At 54.4% G+C, this 20,383-nt stretch carries 15 protein-coding genes; 11 read left to right on the top strand and 4 right to left on the bottom strand.

What is annotated here, in order from left to right:
• Positions 1-2 precede the first annotated feature (2 nt).
• The gene (locus M5R41_12980) at positions 3-1,700 is read right to left on the bottom strand and encodes a lamin tail domain-containing protein (GenBank protein MCZ7557307.1); all 1,698 of its coding nucleotides are present in this window, start codon (positions 1,698-1,700) and stop codon (positions 3-5) included.
• A gap of 264 nt (positions 1,701-1,964) precedes the next feature.
• Between M5R41_12980 and M5R41_12975 the strand changes: the two genes are divergently transcribed.
• From M5R41_12975 to rpiB, 7 genes are all read left to right on the top strand, one after another.
• Positions 1,965-2,366: a hypothetical protein gene (locus M5R41_12975; GenBank protein MCZ7557306.1), complete on the top strand. Its 402-nt coding sequence runs from the start codon at positions 1,965-1,967 to the stop codon at positions 2,364-2,366.
• Positions 2,367-2,443: 77 nt separating this feature from the next.
• Entirely contained in the window at positions 2,444-3,718 is a 1,275-nt protein-coding gene (locus M5R41_12970) for a SpoIID/LytB domain-containing protein (protein ID MCZ7557305.1), read from the top strand.
• A gap of 141 nt (positions 3,719-3,859) precedes the next feature.
• Complete coding sequence (gene glgA, locus M5R41_12965; protein MCZ7557304.1) at positions 3,860-5,347, top strand: glycogen synthase GlgA; 1,488 nt, start codon at positions 3,860-3,862, stop codon at positions 5,345-5,347.
• 161 nt (positions 5,348-5,508) lie between these two features.
• The gene (locus tag M5R41_12960) at positions 5,509-6,666 is read left to right on the top strand and encodes a hypothetical protein (GenBank protein ID MCZ7557303.1); all 1,158 of its coding nucleotides are present in this window, start codon (positions 5,509-5,511) and stop codon (positions 6,664-6,666) included.
• 6 nt (positions 6,667-6,672) lie between these two features.
• The gene (locus M5R41_12955; protein ID MCZ7557302.1) at positions 6,673-7,878 is read left to right on the top strand and encodes a hypothetical protein; all 1,206 of its coding nucleotides are present in this window, start codon (positions 6,673-6,675) and stop codon (positions 7,876-7,878) included.
• 31 nt (positions 7,879-7,909) lie between these two features.
• Positions 7,910-9,196, top strand: a complete 1,287-nt coding sequence (locus tag M5R41_12950; GenBank protein ID MCZ7557301.1) for a tetratricopeptide repeat protein — start codon at positions 7,910-7,912, stop codon at positions 9,194-9,196.
• An 11-nt stretch (positions 9,197-9,207) separates the two neighbouring features.
• A complete protein-coding gene (gene rpiB / locus M5R41_12945) occupies positions 9,208-9,639 on the top strand; it encodes a ribose 5-phosphate isomerase B (GenBank protein MCZ7557300.1) in 432 nt (143 codons plus the stop codon).
• A gap of 138 nt (positions 9,640-9,777) precedes the next feature.
• Here the strand turns inward: rpiB and M5R41_12940 are convergent, their stop codons facing one another.
• Both M5R41_12940 and M5R41_12935 read right to left on the bottom strand, forming a co-directional pair.
• Entirely contained in the window at positions 9,778-10,557 is a 780-nt protein-coding gene (locus M5R41_12940; GenBank protein ID MCZ7557299.1) for a YckD family protein, read from the bottom strand.
• Between the two features lie 264 nt (positions 10,558-10,821).
• Positions 10,822-13,002 carry a hypothetical protein gene (locus tag M5R41_12935; GenBank protein ID MCZ7557298.1) on the bottom strand — a complete coding sequence of 727 codons (2,181 nt, stop codon included), beginning with the start codon at positions 13,000-13,002 and terminating at the stop codon, positions 10,822-10,824.
• 200 nt (positions 13,003-13,202) lie between these two features.
• On the opposite strand from M5R41_12935, the gene tatC reads away from it, so the two are divergent.
• The 3 genes from tatC (at position 13,203) to M5R41_12920 (ending at position 17,205) form a co-directional block, all read left to right on the top strand.
• On the top strand, positions 13,203-13,973 hold the full coding sequence (gene tatC, locus M5R41_12930; protein MCZ7557297.1) for a twin-arginine translocase subunit TatC: 771 nt from the start codon (positions 13,203-13,205) through the stop codon (positions 13,971-13,973).
• A 4-nt stretch (positions 13,974-13,977) separates the two neighbouring features.
• On the top strand, positions 13,978-14,961 hold the full coding sequence (locus M5R41_12925; protein MCZ7557296.1) for a polyprenyl synthetase family protein: 984 nt from the start codon (positions 13,978-13,980) through the stop codon (positions 14,959-14,961).
• 99 nt (positions 14,962-15,060) lie between these two features.
• Positions 15,061-17,205: a S9 family peptidase gene (locus M5R41_12920; GenBank protein ID MCZ7557295.1), complete on the top strand. Its 2,145-nt coding sequence runs from the start codon at positions 15,061-15,063 to the stop codon at positions 17,203-17,205.
• A 396-nt stretch (positions 17,206-17,601) separates the two neighbouring features.
• Here M5R41_12920 and M5R41_12915 read toward each other — a convergent pair whose 3' ends face one another.
• A complete protein-coding gene (locus M5R41_12915) occupies positions 17,602-18,015 on the bottom strand; it encodes a hypothetical protein (GenBank protein MCZ7557294.1) in 414 nt (137 codons plus the stop codon).
• A 370-nt stretch (positions 18,016-18,385) separates the two neighbouring features.
• On the opposite strand from M5R41_12915, the gene M5R41_12910 reads away from it, so the two are divergent.
• A complete protein-coding gene (locus M5R41_12910; protein MCZ7557293.1) occupies positions 18,386-20,359 on the top strand; it encodes an ABC-F family ATP-binding cassette domain-containing protein in 1,974 nt (657 codons plus the stop codon).
• The last annotated feature ends 24 nt before the right edge of the window (positions 20,360-20,383 follow it).

Below are 20,383 nucleotides of genomic sequence, written 5' to 3'. Positions count from 1 at the left end.
CCTCACAATCTGGTAGCGAGCACCACTGCGGTTTTCGCGACGGCGACGGTATTCGTCCATGCGTCGAGCGCCTCGGCGAGTACCACATACACACCCACGCGGGCTCTTCGGCCTTCTCTGTCCAATCCATCCCAAACCGTGACACCTTGCCTCCCCGCGACGTCGTTGTTCAACAGCGTCCGAATACAGCGTCCGGCGGCATCATAGACACGCAGACGGAGAAGAGAGGCGGTTGAAGGGAGCGTCCATGAAATGAGGGTGTGATCTTCGTACCCATCACCGTCCGGCGAGAACGGATTGGGAGTGCAAAGAAGGTGCTCCGAAGAATGACCGGAAGCACCGGTCTCTGACCAAACGGAATTACGCCGACCCGGCGTACCTCCGGAAGAATGAACGCAGGTCGTCCAGGCGGAAGCCCCTTGAGTGTACAAATCCGCATGGATCAGTTCCAGTGATCTGCCGGCAGTGCTGGCCGCAAGCGGGTGATGCCATGTCTCGGAATACACCATACTGTCGACGACGTTCCCGAGAGCATCGAGGAACACGAGTTCATCGCCGGTATTCCCCAGATCCAGCGACGTTCTGCCAAGAGATGCCACGACGCAGGATTGTTCTTCGCGCAGGTTTGGCCAATCCACGAAAACACCCGAATCGGAAGTGATAAGCAGATACCCTCCCGAAGGCAGCAAGGGGAGATTGTTCGGCAGTCGCAACAGACGGCGCAGGCCGTTGCTTCCAAAGGCTCCGGCAAGTGAGCAGCCGTCGAGACGTATCGGCGACTCTGCACGGTTTATGAGCTCCACCCATTCCGCCCTGCCGCCGAGCGGCGCAGCCATGATCTCGTTGAATTGCACGTCTCTCCTTCGCATGGGCGGATGCAGCTCACGATAGAGACTGTCGTTGCCGTTATTGGCGTCCTGCGCACAGCGCAGGACAGCCAGTACAGAAACCGCCCTCTCACAGGACAGCTCGATGTCGAGGAAAAGCGTCTCATCGGATTCTGGCGGCATGACCGGAATGTGCTTCAACGCCGAATCTCCTCCTGCGGTACAACATAGCATGTATATGTCGGCGCTTTCCGGGGTACGCAAACCGATGTTTTTCACACGAACAGTGAAACCGTTCTCCCTGACGATCAGTGAGTCGAGCGCGAGATCGAAATCCGGAGGTGTCTGGGAATTCCTTGCGCCAGGTGTGCCACCATCTGGATGCAGCGTCGCTCGGGCATTGACTTGATCGAACGGCAGCCGTGGTCGTCGGCGCTCCACGCTCGAGCTTTTTTTTGCATTCCATGAGGCTTCATAGCGCAAGGAATCAATGGTCCTTCCCGTGGAATCACGCAAGATGATTTCGTCACCGGTATTGTTCAGGGAAGGAAAGCCCGGCACAACAAGCACGCGAACAGCCAACTGCTCCCAGCGCGAGGCCAGTGGAAGGGAGCTCGCGAGGACAAGGTACTCATCCGCTGCCAGTATCACCGTTTCGGAGGTTACCCGGACCGGATTATGGGTGGCATCCGTGATGTACCAGCCCTGTAAGGAGATGGTGCTCCCGCTTCCGTTCCAGAGCTCTATCCATTCGGCTTCGCCACTTCCGGGTGCGAAAAGGAACTCATTGATGATGATGTCCTGCGCGAAGGCCGATTGCAGGAAAAAAAATGTCAGAAACAGTACCGACCAGGGAACAAAAATCCGTTTCATGTGTCTCCCATAGAAAGTAAAACGCTCAACAAACTACCCAGGAACATGAAGCGATACAGTGACAATGGCAGTACAGGAAAAAAAAATGCCCTGGTCTTTCGGATTTCTTCATTTCCGGGCTTTGCGCCGAACGCGGTGTCTCGACGGACGGATGAACCCACTCGCTGCCCGTCTCCACTCGATATTTTGTCCCATGGAGAATTGACCTTGATTTCCAGTGAAATTCACGGTATATTTTTCCCTGACTACAACTGGTACTCCGTTATGAAACACGCATCTAAATTCCTGATACTCATCCTGCTGTGCGCAGCGACGGCCACGGGCGGGGCATTTCTGGAATTCTTCAACGGAAGCAGTGATGGTGATAACGTCACGCTCGAGTGGAGAACGAGGGCCGAATCGAACGTCCTTCGATACGAAGTGCAACGAAAAGCTGGAAACAATGGGGATTTTATCACGCTGGCTTCGGTATCGCCCAAGGGATCGAACTCATCCTACAGCTATATTGACCGTTCCGCGTACAAGGATGCCGGAAGTCTCTACATTTATCGACTCAGGATAGTGGAAGCGTCCGGCACGCCATCATATTCCAACGAAGTGTCGATTACGCATAGTGTGAACAGCGTAAAGCGCACTTGGGGAAGTATCAAAGCGATGTTTCGCTGAACGTGGCGTGTCAACAACGAATCGGTATGGGCAGGCCTGATGGCTTGCCCATTTTTTTCGGAGCAACGCTCAGGTACATGTGTAAGCATAGTGTTGGAATCGTCGCGTTGCTGCTGCTTGGGATACTGTTTGCCTCCTGTGCCGGGCCGGGTGGACGTGCGCGTCCCGGAGCAGTCGAACCGTCCATTCGAGTGTGCCTGAGCGAGAGCACGGGTGAACTGCTGTTCGAAGCAGGTAGCGCTGTGATTGTGCTTGCACCGGGTAGGCGCGCGGTGTTCGAAAACCCGGTGACAATGAGCTGCTCCGTCAACGACGATGGGCGAATCGAACTTCGGTCCGCTTCAGGGGATACCGTAACCGTCGGGGGAGCACTCCGAATGTATACGAAAGTTCACGACGGAAGTATTTCCTTCGAAAAACGTGAGTACTCAGACACTCTGCTTCTGGCCACTGATGGTGAACGTCTCTATCTCATCAATATTCTCCCGTTGGAACGTTATCTGTACGGGGTGCTTCCGAACGAAATAGGCAGGAATCGTAAGCCCTCTGATATTGCGGCGGTGGAAGCGCAGGCAATTCTTGCACGGACTTATGCCCTGAATAAGATCCGTCTTCCACTCACAAGACTTTTTGACGTCTATGATGACGCGAGAGACCAGGTGTTCTCCGGAAAGGGTGCGCAGGATCCGACAAGCACGGCAGCGGTGCAGAAAACGAGGGGACTCGTCGTCACGCAAAATGGTCAGCCTGCAGAGTGCTATTATCATTCCACCTGCGGAGGGAGTACCGAACACCCCTCGAATGTCTGGAGTAGACATCAGTCCGCCGGTCATCTGACAGGCATCCGTGACAAAGAGAAGCGCAGGAGCTTCTGTGCCATTTCTCCCTCTTTTCGCTGGACAGAGATTTATACCCGCAGTGCTATGGAGAATGTGCTGCGAACGTGGTTACCGTCCGCCAATGAAGCGATCAAGGAGACGGACATTCCCGGAGAAAACTGGTACTTACTTGACATCAATCTCCTGAAGCGGTCTCAGTCCGGTCGCGTGACAACCGTTCAAATAGTCATGGGAAACCGGGCACAACAGAGATCCTACTATGTCCATGCGGACAGAATACGGCGGGCTCTCCGGCGACCCGACGGGACACCTCTCCGCAGCACGTTGTTTGACATCCACCTTGAGCGGAACGCGCAGCGCTGGATCAGCCTCATTCGTATCGATGGTGGGGGAAATGGACATGGGGTGGGAATGTGCCAGTGGGGTGCCATTTCGCGGTCGAGAGAAGGGCAGTCCCCGGAACGTATTCTTCAGGCCTATTTTCCTGGAACACGGTTGCGGACGATGTACTGAAGTAGATCATCCCGCTTTCATCTGAGCATCCGTAAGCGGGAAGGATCACCGCAATGAATGGGCGTAAATTGTAGGTTTTTGATAATATTCGTATTTTTACTTTTTAGAATCGGCATTCATCACAATGTTGCGGAGAATATCATGGCGAAACCATTGAGCATCCTGTTCGTTTCGAGCGAGGTTGTTCCCTTCGCGAAAACCGGTGGATTGGCGGACGTTTCCGCTGCGCTTCCGCAGGTCGTACGCGAGCTGGGTCATGATATTCGTATCATCATGCCGAAGTTCGCGGCTGTCAGTGATCGTAAGTTCAAGATTCACGATATCAAGCGACTCACGGATATGCCGATAGAGCTGGGAGAAAAGACCTATCTCGCAAGCGTGAAGTCCTCCTTTCTGACGAATATCAAGACAAAGGTACAGGTCTATTTCATCAGCAACGATATACTGTACTGCCGGCCCGACCTCTATGTGGATCCCAAGACGAAGGAAGCTTGGCCGGACAACGACGACCGCTTCATGTTCTTTTGCCGCGGGGTCATTGAAACGCTGATCCTTCTCGGTTGGAAGCCTGACATCATTCACCTCAACGACTGGCAGACGGGTCTGATTGCGGCGCTGATAAAAACCGAATACGCCGACGAGCCCTTGTTCAGAAATACGAAGGTGGTTTTTACGGTGCATAACGCGGCCTATCAGGGCATTTTCCCGAAGACGTCGTTCATTAAGACCGGGCTTTCGGAGAAAATGTTCAAGGCGGACGGTGTTGAATTTTTCGACCAGATCAACTTGATGAAAGCAGGGCTGATGTTTGCGGATATGATCACGACGGTCAGTCCGACCTACGCGAAAGAAATCCGCAGTGGTGAAGAATACGGCTACGGCCTCGAAGGGGTATTCAAGAAGAAAGCCAGGAAAACGGTCGGTATACTCAATGGAATGGATACCACCGTCTGGAATCCTGAAGTGGACAAATTGATCGCGCAGACCTACTCCGCTGAAAAACTTGAGGGGAAAGCCGAGAACAAGAAAGCTCTCTGCAAGCATTTCGGTTTGCCGTACGATCCCGCCACTCCCGTGATCGGTATAGTATCCCGCCTCGCGGATCAGAAAGGTTTTGATCTCATCAACGAAGCATTACCGGAACTCATGGGAATGCCGCTGCAAATGGTGGTTCTCGGATCGGGTGAAAAGCGCTACGAAGAGCTCTTCAGCAAGGCTGCGAAGAAGTACAAGAAAAAGATGGGTGCGCATATAGGGTTCGATGAGGATCTCGCGCATCTGATCGAAGCAGGCAGCGATATGTTTCTCATGCCGTCGAAGTATGAGCCCTGCGGTCTCAACCAAATGTACAGTCTGCGTTATGGAACGCTGCCTATTGTGCGTGCGACCGGCGGACTTGCGGATACCGTTGAGGATCTCGTACAGAAGCCGAAACTGGGCACAGGCTTTGTGTTCGAGAAATACAGTGCGAAAGAAATGATGAAAGCCATCAAGGCGGCACTGAAGCTGTATGAGGATACGCCGGCTTGGCAATCGGCGATGAAGCGCGCCATGGCGAAGGATAATTCCTGGGACGCATCCGCAAACAAGTACATCGAACTGTATAAATCGCTGCTGAAGAAAAAATAGACCGAGCGCGAACAAACTTCTAACAAAAATCTGCCGCACGTTGAGCGTAGGCAGAAAATTCTCCCTTGCCGGATACCTGTAGTTCCACGTATTTTACTTGCTTGGTACCGGCGGCCGCAGGACTGGCCGGCTTTCCCCCTTACAGAGGACACTTACCCGAATTGCTCAGACACACCGTTCTTCTCGCCCTGCCGCTGCTCTTGCTCGCAGCGTGTCAGAACGATCCGGATCCTACCAGCGTCGGAATCATTCCCGATGAAGACCTTGTCGGTGCAGTGCGATTCGACTCGCAGACCGATTCGGTTCAAATCAGCAGCGACGGATTCGAAACGAAACTTCTTCCCTATTCTTCGTCCATGCTCTCCGTGGGACAAGCGGACGGCTTCGACGCGAGCGCACTTATCCGCTGGTTGTATCTCGCGGACAGTGTCGGTGGCGGCGGGAGAATCATCTCCGCGCGCATGCGTCTGCACTCACTCCCTTACAGGATAGGCGACAATGGACCGGTGGCACTGGAGGTTCGCGAGATAACGAGCTTCTGGAGTTCTTTTACATTCAGTTCCGACAGTTTGACACGCCTCGAGGTGCTGCCGGAAGTGAAAGGGAGCGTGACGCGAAGTCTGGCGGATACAGACTCGATTGACATTCCCCTCGATACGACGATGGTGCGCGAGTGGCTGCGCAAGGCCAACAGTGGTCGCTTCACTGAGCTTCGCGGTTTGCTGCTCCAGAGCTCCTCTGGTGGCAATATACGGTCCTTCCAATCGGCAGAGGGATCGAAACCGCCGACACTTGAGATCGTCATCGAGCAGAACGGGAAACAAGATACTCTCGCTGGTCAGAACCTGGAAGACACCTACGTCGCCAGGAAAGCGGTACCGGCGTATCCCGGCCGTATCGTTGTTCAGGGTGGCTCAAGCGTTCGTGGCAGACTCTTTTTCGATGTGAGCGCCATACCGGCGAACAGTATCATCAATCACGTGTCGGTGCAATTCCGGATAGATCGTGATCTGAGCACGAAACTGTACCGTGGAATTGATTCTCTGCTGGTTCACATCAATCTCGACAGTGCGAGGAACGTACCTTCGTCCAGCGGAATCATGACCAGTCAGAGCGTGTCAGATCCTACTCTTCTTACTGCTCAGGGGACCATCCTCATACAAGCAGTGCAGAACTGGGTCAATCGAAGAGGAAACAACGGATTGATCCTGATAAAAGCTGCGGAGTTAAGTGATCTCGACCGCCTCGTCGTGTATGACGGGACTGCCTCCAAAGACCTTCGACCTCGATTGATTGTCACCTATACCACACAACCCTGATGCCGCATGAGATGGATAACAGCCATAGCGATTTGTCTTTGCGCTGCCTCGGCAGTCGCCCAAAACGGGGGTACGGTCGAGTCCCGTTTTGGCATCGGCGAGCTGAATTCGCTGAGCACCGCACGCCAGCGCGGCATGGGTGGCAGCGGCGTGGCGCTGCAGTCGGAGTACGACGTGAGTCAAGCCAACCCGGCGACCTGGACAGGAATCAATCAGTTGCGCCTGACAACAGGTATGACCTTTGAGCACATCGCCCTGTCGAAGACATCGAATGGCGTGTCCACAGGCTCAATCAAGGGTTTTCAATTTGTCCTTCCGCTGGAGGAGACTTTCCGGCTGCGACTTTCCGCAGGCGTTTTGCCCTACAGTCGGTCTGAGTATTCGGCTATCGGGACACAGTCTCTGGGCGACGAGAAATACAGCGTCCTGTACAACGGAAGCGGAGGACTTTCTTTGTTTCGGGCGGGGATTGCCTTCGCGCCCATAGACAGGATAAGTATCGGTGCCGCCTATCAGTACTATTTTGGGACGCTTGAGCAGAGCTGGGAGTTGAACTTCGAGAACAGTGGGTATTTTTCGGGCTCACAACGCCGTTCCACAAATCATTCCGGCTCCGGATTCACGTTTGGCCTGCATTACCGTGGTCCCGAAGGTATCAGTATCGGTGCCGCCATATCACCAAAAGTGTCACTTGCCGCCAGCAGGAGCATGGTGTTTTCGTACAGCACCTTCGATTCCACTGTCAGCGGTGCTTCAGGCAGCCAGGAACTTCCGTTGGAATTCAGACTCGGTGCGGGATGGCAGATGAACGACGAATTGCTTGTTGCCGCAGAGTACAGCGCACAGGATTGGACGGATGCAATGGTATTCGATCAGAAACAATCCCAACTCGGTGCGGCGTATACTCTTGGTGTGGGTTTCGAGTGGCAACCATTTTTACGACAGGTTGATGCGCGAATTCTCAGCAAAACGGTGTTCAGATTCGGAGTGGCGATGACGCAGCGATATACATCATTAGAGGATGACCGCGACCGTGAGTTCATGTTTACTACTGGCACCGGTTTCCCGATATTCGGCAGCAGTCGCGCGGACCTGGCCATCAGTTACGGTTGGCGTGGTTCTGATACAGCACCGCTGGGTTCTCAACAAGTAGTTCGCGTTTCGCTCGGCGTCAGTGTCGGCGAATCCTGGTTCATCCGCAACAGAGAATAAGCGCATAACGATTTCCATCTTGGAGGATATCATGCTTCGGCACATCTCACGTTTCACTTTTCCGCTGATTCTTGTGGCGCTGCTTGCACAGCCCCTCGTGCTGCACGCACAGCAGGATGGGGGAAACGATGAAACAGAACGTCTGCTCCGGCGCAACTGGAGCCTTTTTCTCGAGTATTTCAAAACAGCGGATTACAAGGCGGCCAAGAAAGCCGGCTGGGCTATTATGGATCTCGATCCCGCCCGTTTCAAAACGCTGCACTCGAAACTCGTGGAGTTATATGATACACTCGCCACGAATGAAGTATCCGCAGAGCTCAAGCAAGCGTATGGTGACACCATCGAGCTCATTCTTGACCACGCGATAAAGACCTTTCCTGATCGCTCGGCGGAATTCTACAAAATGAAGGGATATCATTACGAAAGGCAGTTCACCGGCCGGGAAAGCGACGCGATCGCTTCCTATGAATCCGGGGTCGGGGGAGTGTACACCAACGCTGCCGATATGTATTATTACGAGCGTATTGCCGTTCTGACCTCGCAAATCCCGGAGATGAAGATGAAATGCATCGCCGTTTGTCAGGCAATTCTTGCGCTCGACGCGAACAATGCTCTGGCACAGGGAGTGTTGAGGAATCTGATCAGTGACCCCGCAGAGTACGTGGGCATACTCCGGGACTCCTACTATGCCGATCAGACCAACAGGCAGAAGCTGTACGAGCTCGCGAACGGTTTCTATGAGCTGGTGCAGGAATATGACAGCGCTATTGTCTATTTCAACAAACTCATCGCTATCGATGCCACTGTCAAGAATTACTGGGAACGTCTCGGAGCGAGCTATCTCTATGTCGGCAACTACTCAGGCGCAAGCAAAGCGTACAAGAAAATGACGGAACTCGATCCCGAATCCAAGGAGTCGTGGTTGAATCTCGCACGTGCCGTTGTGCAGGAAGGGCAACTCGCCGAAGCTCGTACATACGCAGAGAAAGCATCAGAACTTGATCCCGCCTGGGGTGCCCCGAGAATGGTTATCGCTCAGGCCTATGAAGCCGCTGTGCAGCGCTGCGTGGAAAGAACTCGCGGCGGTTGGGACAAGATGAAGGTCATTGACAAAATGGTCTACCTGCTCGCACAAACCGAATACTCCCGTGCCGCGCGTGATCCACAGTTTGCAGATCAGGCCAGAAGCCGCTCCGGAGCGTTAAGTTCACTGACGCCGTCCTCGGAAGACCTTTTCGTGAACAAGATACCGAAGGGCAGCTCCTACATGATCAACAAAGATTGCTACGGCTGGATAGGCCGCAGCGTCACGCCGTAAGGACCGGGTGTGTGATGATCGCGCTGGCATCGGACCACGGCGGTTACGAGTTCAAGGAGCGCATCAAGCGATTGCTTGATGCGCTCGGTGTTTTGTGGAAAGATTTCGGGACAGACTCGGGCGAGAGCGTGGATTACCCCGATTTTGCACACGCCGCCGCTGAATCGATCGTCCAAGGCGAATGTGACAGGGGAATCTTCGTGTGCGGCACCGGTATCGGCATCAGTCTCGCGGCGAACAGACATAAAGGCATAAGAGCTGCTGCCTGCCAGGTGGTGGAAGCCGCACGAATGTCGCGCCTTCACAATGACGCGAATGTGCTGGCTCTGGGAGAGCGGCTCATCTCCTGGGAAACCGCGGAAGAAATGATACGTGTCTGGCTCGAAACACCATTCGAAGGCGGGCGTCATCAGAGACGCATAGATAAAATCGAACTGGAGTAAGAGTACTTCTCGCTCCCCGCGTCACACGCCATAGATCGCGACGGGACTCATCCACTCTTTCTACGCGTAGTGCTGACAATGCCACAGGCCGGTGAATTTTGACGTTCACCGGCCTGTGTATGAAAGTGCATGCTTGTCTCAGGCGCCGAAGCCCGTCGTCACCGTCAGCAAGGCGAACAACAACCAGACGATGAAAGAGGCGATCACCCCTTTTGCGGTGCTGATATTCGCCGTCTTTGCGAATCCGATTCCGATGACATACTGCGCCCAAAGGGAGATCGGGGCAAGGACCATGAGCAGGTAAAAGGTTTTTCCCGCAGCTTGGCTGTCCACGAACAGCGCCGGGCTCAGATTCGCCATAGCGTTACCCGTCACGACCATGAGCAATATGGAGATGATCTGATCAATAGCGGAAATGAAGGCGGATAATCCTACCACGGAGAGGATGAAAGAATAGTTCGTGTCGCCCTTCATGATGAAACGGACAATCAGCCAGTAAAACAGACAGAGGAGAAAGAATATCGCGACATAACCAAGTACGGCACCAATCGGTGCGAATATCTTCGTCATCCCGCCGAATTGCTCCATTTGCTCGATAGTCTGATCAGCTTGCTCCTGCGTCATTTGTCCCGCATCCACCCGTTTCTGAATCGCCATCTCTTGTTGCTGCTGCATTTGCGCGGCCGTCTCGGGATTGGAAAAGCGCACGAACATGGAAATGCCGAGAATGATCGCCATGACAAGCAGAGGAACGATCCAGTCGGATGTCTTTGGTCCAGCAGCCCGGATAATGGCGAAGGTGTCCGCTGGTTCGGTGATGACACCGATGAATTTGTCTGTAAGAGAAAGAGGCTCGGATTGTGACACCATTTCTTCAGTAGTGCCCATGCCTTCGCGTTCGTCCAGGTTTTCGCTCATGATGAAATCCTTGTACAAAGTCGATGGAAAGAGATACCTCTAATCTACGAGTATTCAGGTTGTCTGGAAAGCTGGCAGAGCGCAGCGGTCGCCCAGAATATCATTGTCGCAAGGACGGAACACCTGTCACAGGCACATTCGAGAATATTTATGATGCCTGAACGAAGAGGACAGTACGCACGATACCGCAAGATCCGGTCCCTCACGTGTAGAAGAAACTCTGCGGCCCAGACTCTCAGACCTCTGGTAGTGCTTCCCGTCGAGCTACGGCTGCTTTGAAGACCACGGGAGCGGCGTGGGAGCAACCTCCGGAATCGAGGCCAGAATCTCCTCGATTTGCTCGCGCGCGGATGCGGGCGGATTGTAGGTCAAAGCGAGTTGTAATGCCGTTTTTGCGGCACCAGCTTGCCGGTCCAGCCGAAGTTGGGTTATGGCGAAGAAGAACAGGAACTGCGGATGCTCTCCATGCCATTGCGATGCCTCCTGAAATACTGCGTCGCCGATGTCAGGCAGGCCAGACAGAGACAAGGAGCTCCCGTACATCCCGTCAACACGCGCATCGCGAAAGCGACTTTCCCAAACTGTCCGTAAGGCCTCCGAAGCCTCGAAAAAGCGCTCGTCGAGATACCACCCTGCACCGATAAGAATGTCGTGACCCAATTTCAGTCCCCCACGGTCCACCATGTTCTTCACCGGGGTGAAAACCTGTTGCATGGTGGAGTTCGTGATGGATTCAACGGAAATCACAGCGACGAGGGAATCGATTTCCCATCGGCTGATGGCGTAGCTATCAGCCTTGCCAGCGAGGATCATTGCGTCGGAGGCTCTTCCGAGGCGATCGAGCATCCATAACTGGGTTTGCAGACTGGCATTTCTATCGGTATGGAAGCGCGCGATGGAGTTGACGAGCAGGAGCCGGTACTGTTCGGGGTATCCGACGAGATCCACCATGCGATACAGGATGCGGGCTTCTTCATCGAGGCGACCGTGATGGAGATAATATTTCCGCAGTGCTTCGTATCCGCTCAGTGCATAGTCGCCGTACATATGTTCGTCGTCGAGTTGTATCACGGACTCGAAGCGTTGCGCTGCCGTGTCGTCGTCAATATTCACGAACAACCAGGGCAGAACGGCGATGAGCGATGCGCAGCCCAGAACGACGGGAAGGGAGCTTCGCTCACCGGTCTCGCCGTCCGACAACGTATGCGCTGCGAGCAGGACAAAGATGATGGAGAGAGGCGCGGCGATGTCCCAATCGCGTGCCAACCCGAGAGAGGTGTTTGAAAAAAAGATGAAAGTTCCGAAATACAGAAGAGCAAGAAGCAGAAAACCCCGCTCCGTGGTCCACATAGTGCCTCTCCTGAAAATAACGCTCGCCAGTACGATCAGCAGCGGGAGCGATCCGAGCAAGAGGAGCAGATTGACGAAATCCAGCAGATGTGCCGAAGAGAGCAGCGTGTAGGAAAGCGTACCGGCGTCAGAACGTTGCTCGAACAGCGGCATGACGATGCGACTGTCCGACGAGGCGAAGCCGAGAAACCAGTACAGAATCGCGAAGATGCCGACGCTCGCGAGCCAGGTCGTGAGCAGCGCGCGTCGTGTTCCGGCCAATCTCGCGACGAAGCTGCTTTTCTCGAACAAAAGAAAAAGGAGAGCCGGCAGTAAGGCGAGTGTCATGTAGTGCGCGGCCAAAGCGATCACGTACAAGAGAACGACAACGATACGCGGGAGCTCTCCCCGGAGCGCGCGTTGTCCCGCCAGTAAAAATGCCGTTATCGCAACAGTGACCGTGAGATACATTTCGACATAGGAAAAAAACAGCAGCGCAGCAGCGCTTCCCGAGATGAGCAGGAGATCGGCAAATCGCGCTTTCGGGTCTTGACGCAACCGGACAGCGAAATACACACCGATAACACCGAGCAGGGCCAGGGCGAAGAATGGGAACATGGGCGTTGCCGGCGGCGTCATTCCCACCGCGAACATGGCGGAAGGAATACCCATGGCCAGACCATGCAGTATCCCGCCCGCCAGTGGAGCGGACTGAAGATTGAGAAGGATGTCGCTTATATATTCCTTCCGGGCTCCAATTTTATACACTTCACTGACCAGGTTCCCGCCGTCACCATAGAAAAAGGTGCCCATAGGGAAGAGTATGGCCGCCAGAAAAAGGATCGATGCGAGAACGCGGGTACGCGCACTCCAGCGCTTTCGATCCCCGGCGTCCACCCACTGAGCGACGTGTCGTTGCACGGCAGGAAGGGCAAGGAGGAGCAGGAACAGCGTCAGGAAGGCATGCACGACGGGATCGAGATATATCCCCGCATCCAGCCCCCAGAGACGTCCCTCCGGGAACAGCAGCGGAAGCATGCGAAGCAGCGCGAGGATTACTATCCCCAGCGTCAGTGGCAGATAGGTGCGGGAACTTGTGACGGTACTGAAAGACATAGAACAAACCTCTCGTCTGAAACTCTCTGCAATGTACGACAGATTGCATGACGCACGAACAGAACGTATAAGTCCGGTGCTGCGAGGGACGCCATGCAGGTCCCACAGGGATGGCCGCGGAAATACCGCATCGCACTGGACGATGAACAGTGGAATTTCGTATCTTTCATATTTGCGGCATGTGCGCAGTTTTTACGTCCATGGATCAGGAACAGAAGGAAGAAGATATTCGGCCCAAGACCGGCGAAAGCGAGATGTCGTTTCTCGATCACCTCGAGGAACTTCGCTGGCGCATCATCTACGCGATGATCGGCATCGTCGTTGCAGCGATAGCATTGTGGGTGTTCATTGATCCGGTTATGGAGCACATCCTCCTCCGACCAGCGAAGCTGTACGATATGAAGCTTCAGAATCTGCGACCCTTCGGGCAGGTGTTTCTGTACATGCAGGTGGCGATATTCGGTGGAATTGTCATCAGCATCCCGAACATCATCTATCAGATCTGGAAATTTGTCGCACCCGGTTTGTATCCGCACGAACGCAAATATGCGACGCGCATCATTGTGTTCACGTCGCTCTGCTTCTTGGGCGGAGTCGCTTTTGCCTATTTCGCGATATTGCCGGCTGCACTCAAATTTTTCGTCGGTTTCGGTTCGGCTACCATCGAAAACGTAATCGCGATCGACTACTATTTCGAATTCATTCTTACGCTGATGCTCGGAGCCGGGGCCGTTTTCGAGCTCCCCATGCTCGCATTTTTTCTTTCCCGTCTCGGCATTGTGACACCGAAATTAATGCGGCGATACTGGCGCCACGCCATGGTTGTCAGCGCGATCGCAGCGGCGCTGCTCTCACCCGGACCGGATCCGATAAGCATGCTTCTGATGGCGATACCGTTGGTGTTTCTCTATGAAGTCAGTATCTGGATTTCGCGGTTTAGTCAGAAGAAACGACGGACCGAGGCGGAATAACGCAATGAAAGCAACGATGAAACTCGACGGAATTCTCGCTCCGGTTCAAAGAGAGCTCAAGGACTTTGAAGCGCATTTCAAGAACGCACTGAAATCCAATATCGGTATAGTCGATACAGTGGTCCGCTATGTTGTGAAGCGCAAGGGAAAGCAGTTGCGGCCGGCGCTTGTCATGTTGGCTGCTGCTGCAAGCGGGGGCATCACCGAACGCACCTTCAGAGGCGCCGCTCTTGTGGAACTGCTGCACACAGCCACGTTGATACACGACGACGTGGTGGACGAAGCCGATACACGGCGCGGCTGGCCATCGATCAATGCAATCTGGAAAAATAAAGTAGCCGTGTTGATGGGAGATTACGTTCTGTCGCGGGGACTCCTGTTATCGCTCGATCACAACGACGTCGCCTTTCTGCATTCCACCTCGCGGGCGGTGAAACGCATGAGCGAAGGTGAGCTGCTTCAAATTCAGAAGTCACGACAGCTCCGGAACGACGAGGACACGTATTTTCGCATCATCGGAGACAAAACCGCCTCTCTGCTGGCCACCTGTTGTGAAATCGGTGCACTGAGCGCGACCGACGACACGGGCATTGTCGTCGCCATGCGCGAATACGGCGAAGCACTGGGAATCGCATTTCAGATACGCGACGATATACTGGATTTCACCGGAACGCAAAGCGCGATCGGGAAACCGGTAGGCGGAGATCTCAAGGAGAAAAAGTTTACTCTTCCTTTGATTCATGCCTTCGGCAACGCTCCCGCCTCCCGCAGGAAGAGTATTGTCCGCCTCATGAAGAACGGAGTCGGACGGCGCGACATTGACACGATCGTCGCCTTTGTGCAGGAGTTTGGCGGCATCACCTACGCCGAAGCAGTTGCGGAGGATTATCGCAGGAGAGCGGTCGCGCAACTCGGGACAGTCCCCGACTCAGCTGCCAGAGCTTCTCTCACGGAGCTTGCGGAGTTCGTTGTTCGACGAGCAAAGTAGCCGACCGCGTCGCCTGGGGGAGTGTGTGCCGCGATGATGTTGACGGGTAAAAGCCGGAATTTCACAATGACAACGGAAACGAAACACGGATTCAAGACTATGCACAACTTTCGAATCGCCATGAATGCCTTCTCGTTATTCCTGCTGCTTTTTGTTTTCACTCTGTCGGCGCAAGCGCAACTGCAGGGTGTATCCACGGTGCCTGACGAACCACGGAGGCCGATCACTTTTGAAGACATGTATGCGATGGGTCGGGTTTCCGATCCCCAGGTCTCGCCGGATGGGAAAACCATTCTTTATGTCGTGACCTGGTTCAGTTTGGAGAATAATAATTCCAACAGCGATATCTATGCGGTGCCTTTCGAAGGAGGTGAAGCGGTGCGCCTCACCGATACCCCCAAAGCGGATCGCCATCCCCGCTGGTCGCCGGACGGGAAGAGCATAGCATTCATCTCAACACGTGAGAATGGATCACAAATCTGGTCCATGCTGCCAGACGGGAGCCGGCAGCAGCGGGTTACCAATATCTCCACCGGTATCGACGGATTCGTGTGGTCACCCACCGGGACGCATTTCCTGTTTTCATCGCAAGTCTATCCGGATTGTCCGACGGACGAGTGCAACCGCATCAGGGACGAACAGAGAGAGGCTGATCCTGTAAAAGCACGGCGGATAAGCACGTTGCCGTATCGTGTTTGGAATTCGTGGAAGGATGACAAATTCAGTCATGTTTTCGCCATCCCGGCTGCGGGAGGAATTGCCGAGGACCTGACACCGGGCGCGTTCGACACCCCTCCCATCGATTTGGGTGGCCATCAGGATTTTGTCGTGTCGCCTGACGGCCGCGAGGTCGCTTTTGTGAAAAATACCGACAAGCTCGTGGCGGCCAGCACGAACAATGACATATGGTTGGTGGGCATCGACGGTTCGAATCCTCGTTGTATCACCACCTCGAACAAAGGAAACGACAATCAACCGATCTACTCACCTGATGGGCGGTACATCGCGTATCGCAGCATGGCCCGCGCCGGCTACGAAGCGGACAAGTATGACCTCAAGATTTATGACCGTGAAACCGGGAAGACCCGCACGCTGACTGAAGGCGTTGATCGTTCGGTGGACGAAGTACTATGGCACAAGAACGGAGAGCGTTTGCTCTTCACCGCACATGACGGTCCCTACATCGCGTTGTTCGATGTTCCCGCGAAGGGTGGCGACGTGTTACGCGTTCTCAAGGGTGTCATTACGCTGCAGTATGCCGACCGTCAATCGGTGAAAAATCTTGATCTGGGGACGTACAGGACGGATTTCCGGGTGCACCCCGACGGCAAGTCCCTCGTGTTTCTTGGTCAGCGGATGAATTACCCGACGGAAGTGATGTCCGTGGAGTACGAAGGGGACCGTATCGGAAATATGCGGCAGCTCACGACCACGAACGCCGAGCTCATCAAGACGCTGGACATGCCGGAGGGAGAGTCGTTCACTTTCAAGAGTTTCGACAGTGTCGAAGTGCAGGGTTGGATTCTCGTGCCACCGGGTTTCGATCCGTCGAAAAAATATCCGATGATCTACCTTGTGCACGGCGGTCCGCAGGGCGTGTGGGGAGACGATTTTCACTATCGTTGGAACATGCAGCTTTTCGCGGCACCCGGTTTTGTCGTCGCGGCGGTGAATTGCAGGGGCTCTGTCGGTTTCGGTCAGGCCTTCACCGATGGTGTGAACGGCAGTTGGGGTGGAGCGCCATACAAGGATTTGATGAAAGGTCTCGACCATCTTTTGAAGAACATGCCTTTTATCGACAAAGATCGCATCGGAGCGGCGGGTGCATCCTACGGCGGGTACATGATGAGCTGGTTCCTCGGTAACACGACGCGTTTCAAGGCGCTGTTCAATCATGCCGGGGTTTATGACCTGGTGAGCATGTACGGCGGCACGGAGGAGCTGTGGTTCCCTGAGTGGGAGTTCCGTGGTACCCCGTGGAGCAATCCGAAGATGTACGAACGTTGGTCGCCGAGTCGTCTTGCGAAGAATTTCAAGACGCCGACCTACGTTTCGCATGGACAGCTTGATTTTCGCGTACCGGTGGAGCAAGGTATGCAGCTTTTCAGCACACTGCAGCGCCAGGGCATTGAAAGCCAGTTCCTCTATTTCCCCGACGAAGGGCATCTCGTCCTGAAGCCGAAGAATTCGCAGCTCTGGTATGCAGAATTTGCGAAATGGTTTACAAAGCATCTCAAGCCATAGGATTGCAGCACCGGGTCTGAACACGGCACGCAAGAAGCGTGCAGGAGCAGAACGAAAATCGTGAGAAAAAAGAGGCCATCCTTTCGGGTGGCCTCTGTCGTATTCACCCAGAGGATTTCACGGAAATCCCCGGAGGAATACGCCACGGATGCGGCGATTGTGCGTCGGCAGCGTATGTACAGGGGCTGCCGTACCCTGTACCTTTTCCTATTCCGATCCTCCTTTTTTTATTGTACCCGCGGTGGCGTAATGCGCCGGGACAGCTTCTTCTCATTCGTGTCGGAATCCATAGCTGCTCGTTTTCGTCACTTACCCGGCACGATGTACGCTCACCGCGGGCCGGCTCACATCCGGCGCATACATTCATCATCATCAGCGCCGGAGAATGCCGCATCATTACATATTGACCGCCAGGAGACCCTGCCGGAGAATGGTTTTAGCCTCACGACAACGACCGGCTCGATCGAGGAATGAAGCAACAACCGGCTCGTCTCCACGAAGAATCTGACGTACGCAGGACTTGACCTTCATGGAAATGCTTCCTTCATGTATGGTGAGGAAGATATTTTCATCGGCCTGTAGGTCCAGTATCGCCGTCACCGTACCATCTTGTGATTTCAGAGCGATTTTTTCATCACCGAGCACCTTGTCGGCGACGAATTTGTATCCACGAAACGTCATGCTCTGATCGCAAATCACGACGTCGCCTTCACAGGTGCGCAGCGTCAGTGGTTGCGCACTCTCGTTCGTCATCTGGGCGCTGCACACGCACGCCAGGAGCAGCAGTGTGATTACCATGAGCCATTTCATAACAACCTCCGTCAGCAGAGCGTAATCTTGCATAGCCATACATCATCTCGAAAATCCGTGCTTCGAACTTCAAACACCATCTTTGCGTACTGATGCCGGTTACGTCAGCCGGCGCAGGCACATGACCATGGGATGTATGGAACATTGACGATAGCAATTAGCTGAATTATCCCCTGTGGCGCAATGGGTGTTTCCACCTATTTTTATGCGTGGTACCACGCATTTCCGTAAACGTTTCGGTCATTCCTGTTTTCCGTTGGGAAGGGTGCGGACGCTTCCACAAGGGTACTCCGCATCGGTTGGCAGAGGTTGCGGGTCGTGCGCAAATCCCATTTATTACAGTGTGTGAGACTCACGAATTACGATACCCATGATCTCTCTCAACAGCATTTCGAAGCAATACAACGGACGTTACCTTTTTCGCGACGTTTCACTGCGCATCGGTGACAATGAGCGCGTGGCGATAGTGGGCTCCAATGGCGCGGGGAAGTCCACGCTGATGAATATCATCACGGGGCATATCGAGCCGGATACGGGAGAGATCGCCCGGTCGCGATCCAACACCGTCGGGTATCTGCCGCAGGATGGCGTGATGCATGCAGGACGAACCTTGTTCGAGGAGGCGAGCACCGCGTTCGACGACATCATCGCGCTGCACGACCAGGTAGACATGATCAGTGAGGAGTTGAGCAGACTATCCGCAACCTGTGCGCCGGACGCTCCTGAAATGCAGAAATTGGTTGCCGAGCTCGGGGAGGCGCAACATTTGCTGGAGCATCGCGAGGGGTACAACATACAGGCGAAAGTCGGGCAGGTGCTCTCCGGACTCGGATTTGCAGAGAAGGATTTTCATCGGGGAACGGAGGAATTCAGCGGTGGATGGCAGATGCGTATTGCCCTCGCAAAATTGCTCCTGCGTGAACCGACGATTCTCCTCCTCGATGAGCCTACCAATCACCTCGACATCGAATCCTTGCAGTGGTTGGAGGAGTATCTGCGTGGTTACGAGCATTCCATTGTTCTCATTTCGCACGACCGCCGATTCCTCGATACCCTGGTGAAACGGACGATAGAAATCTCACTCGGGAAGCTTACGGAATACAGCGGCAATTACAGCTTTTTTCTTGACGAAAAGGCGTTGCGATCCGAGCAACTCCGTTCCACTTATGAGAATCAGCAGCAGCAGATCAAGCAGACCAGGCAGTTCATTGATCGGTTCAGATATAAAGCCACCAAGGCGCGACAGGTGCAGAGTCGAATCAAGCTACTGGACAAGATGGAACTCGTGGAAATCGAAGACGAGGAAGGCGGCATTTCTTTCGATTTCCCTCCCCCGCCGCCACCGGGACGCGTTCTCATGGAACTTCAAGGCGTTGCGAAGTCCTACGGTGCTCTGAACATTTTCGAGAATCTCGATTTTACGATTGAACGTGGCGACCGCATCGCGTTTCTTGGCGTCAATGGTGCGGGCAAGTCCACACTCGCTCGTATCATTGCGGGTATCGAGCCCTTCCAGTCGGGAGAACGCAGACCGGGCCATAATGTCCTGATCGGCTATTACGCGCAGAATCAGGCCGAGGAGCTGCAGTCGAACAAGACCGTGCTGCAAACACTGGATGATGCGGCAGTCGGTGAAATCCGGAAACGTCTTCGCACACTTCTCGGGTGTTTCATGTTTTCGGGAGACACAGTGAATAAGCTCGTCAGCGTGCTCTCCGGTGGCGAGAAAAGCCGCCTCGCCCTCGCGCGTATGCTGTTGACGCCATCCAACCTGCTGATTCTCGACGAACCCACCAACCACCTCGATATGCGTTCGAAGGTCGTACTGCAGGACGCTTTGTCCCGTTACGATGGATCCATGGTTATCGTGTCGCACGACCGCGATTTTCTTGAGCCTCTGGTGAACAAATGCGTTGATTTCCGGGACGGCCAGCTTCGCATGACGCTTGGCACGGTCAGCGATTACCTGCGCAAGCGTGCCTCGGAAATCGAAGAGGATACACAACGGCGCGACCCCGCGGGCCGCGAGGCACAGAAGCGCAGCGCGGCGCACAGCGACAAGGAGCGCAAGCGCGAAGAAGCCGCACGACGACAGGAATTGTACAAGCTGCTCAAACCCCTGAAAAACAAGGTGGCTCGCGTCGAGCAGCAGATCGAAACCTGTGAACAGGAAAAGGTGGAAATCGAGACCGCGCTGGGCCTCGAAGAGACGTACAGGGATGAAACGAGGATTAAGGAGCTCAACTCCCGGTATCCTGAAGTGCAAAAGCAACTTGCCGACTTGTACCGCGAGTGGGAGATTCTGCAGGCCGAAATCGAGAACATGAGCGCATCTTCTGAGTAAGGCAAAGCAGGCAGTCCGTGTCCG

It is taken from the genome of Bacteroidia bacterium (genome assembly GCA_027493955.1).
In the GTDB taxonomy this organism is placed as follows: Bacteria; Bacteroidota; Ignavibacteria; order SZUA-365; family SZUA-365; genus JAOSJT01.
The sequence above is the reverse complement of the archived record's forward strand: the minus strand, read 5'-3'. Positions and strand labels throughout refer to the sequence as shown.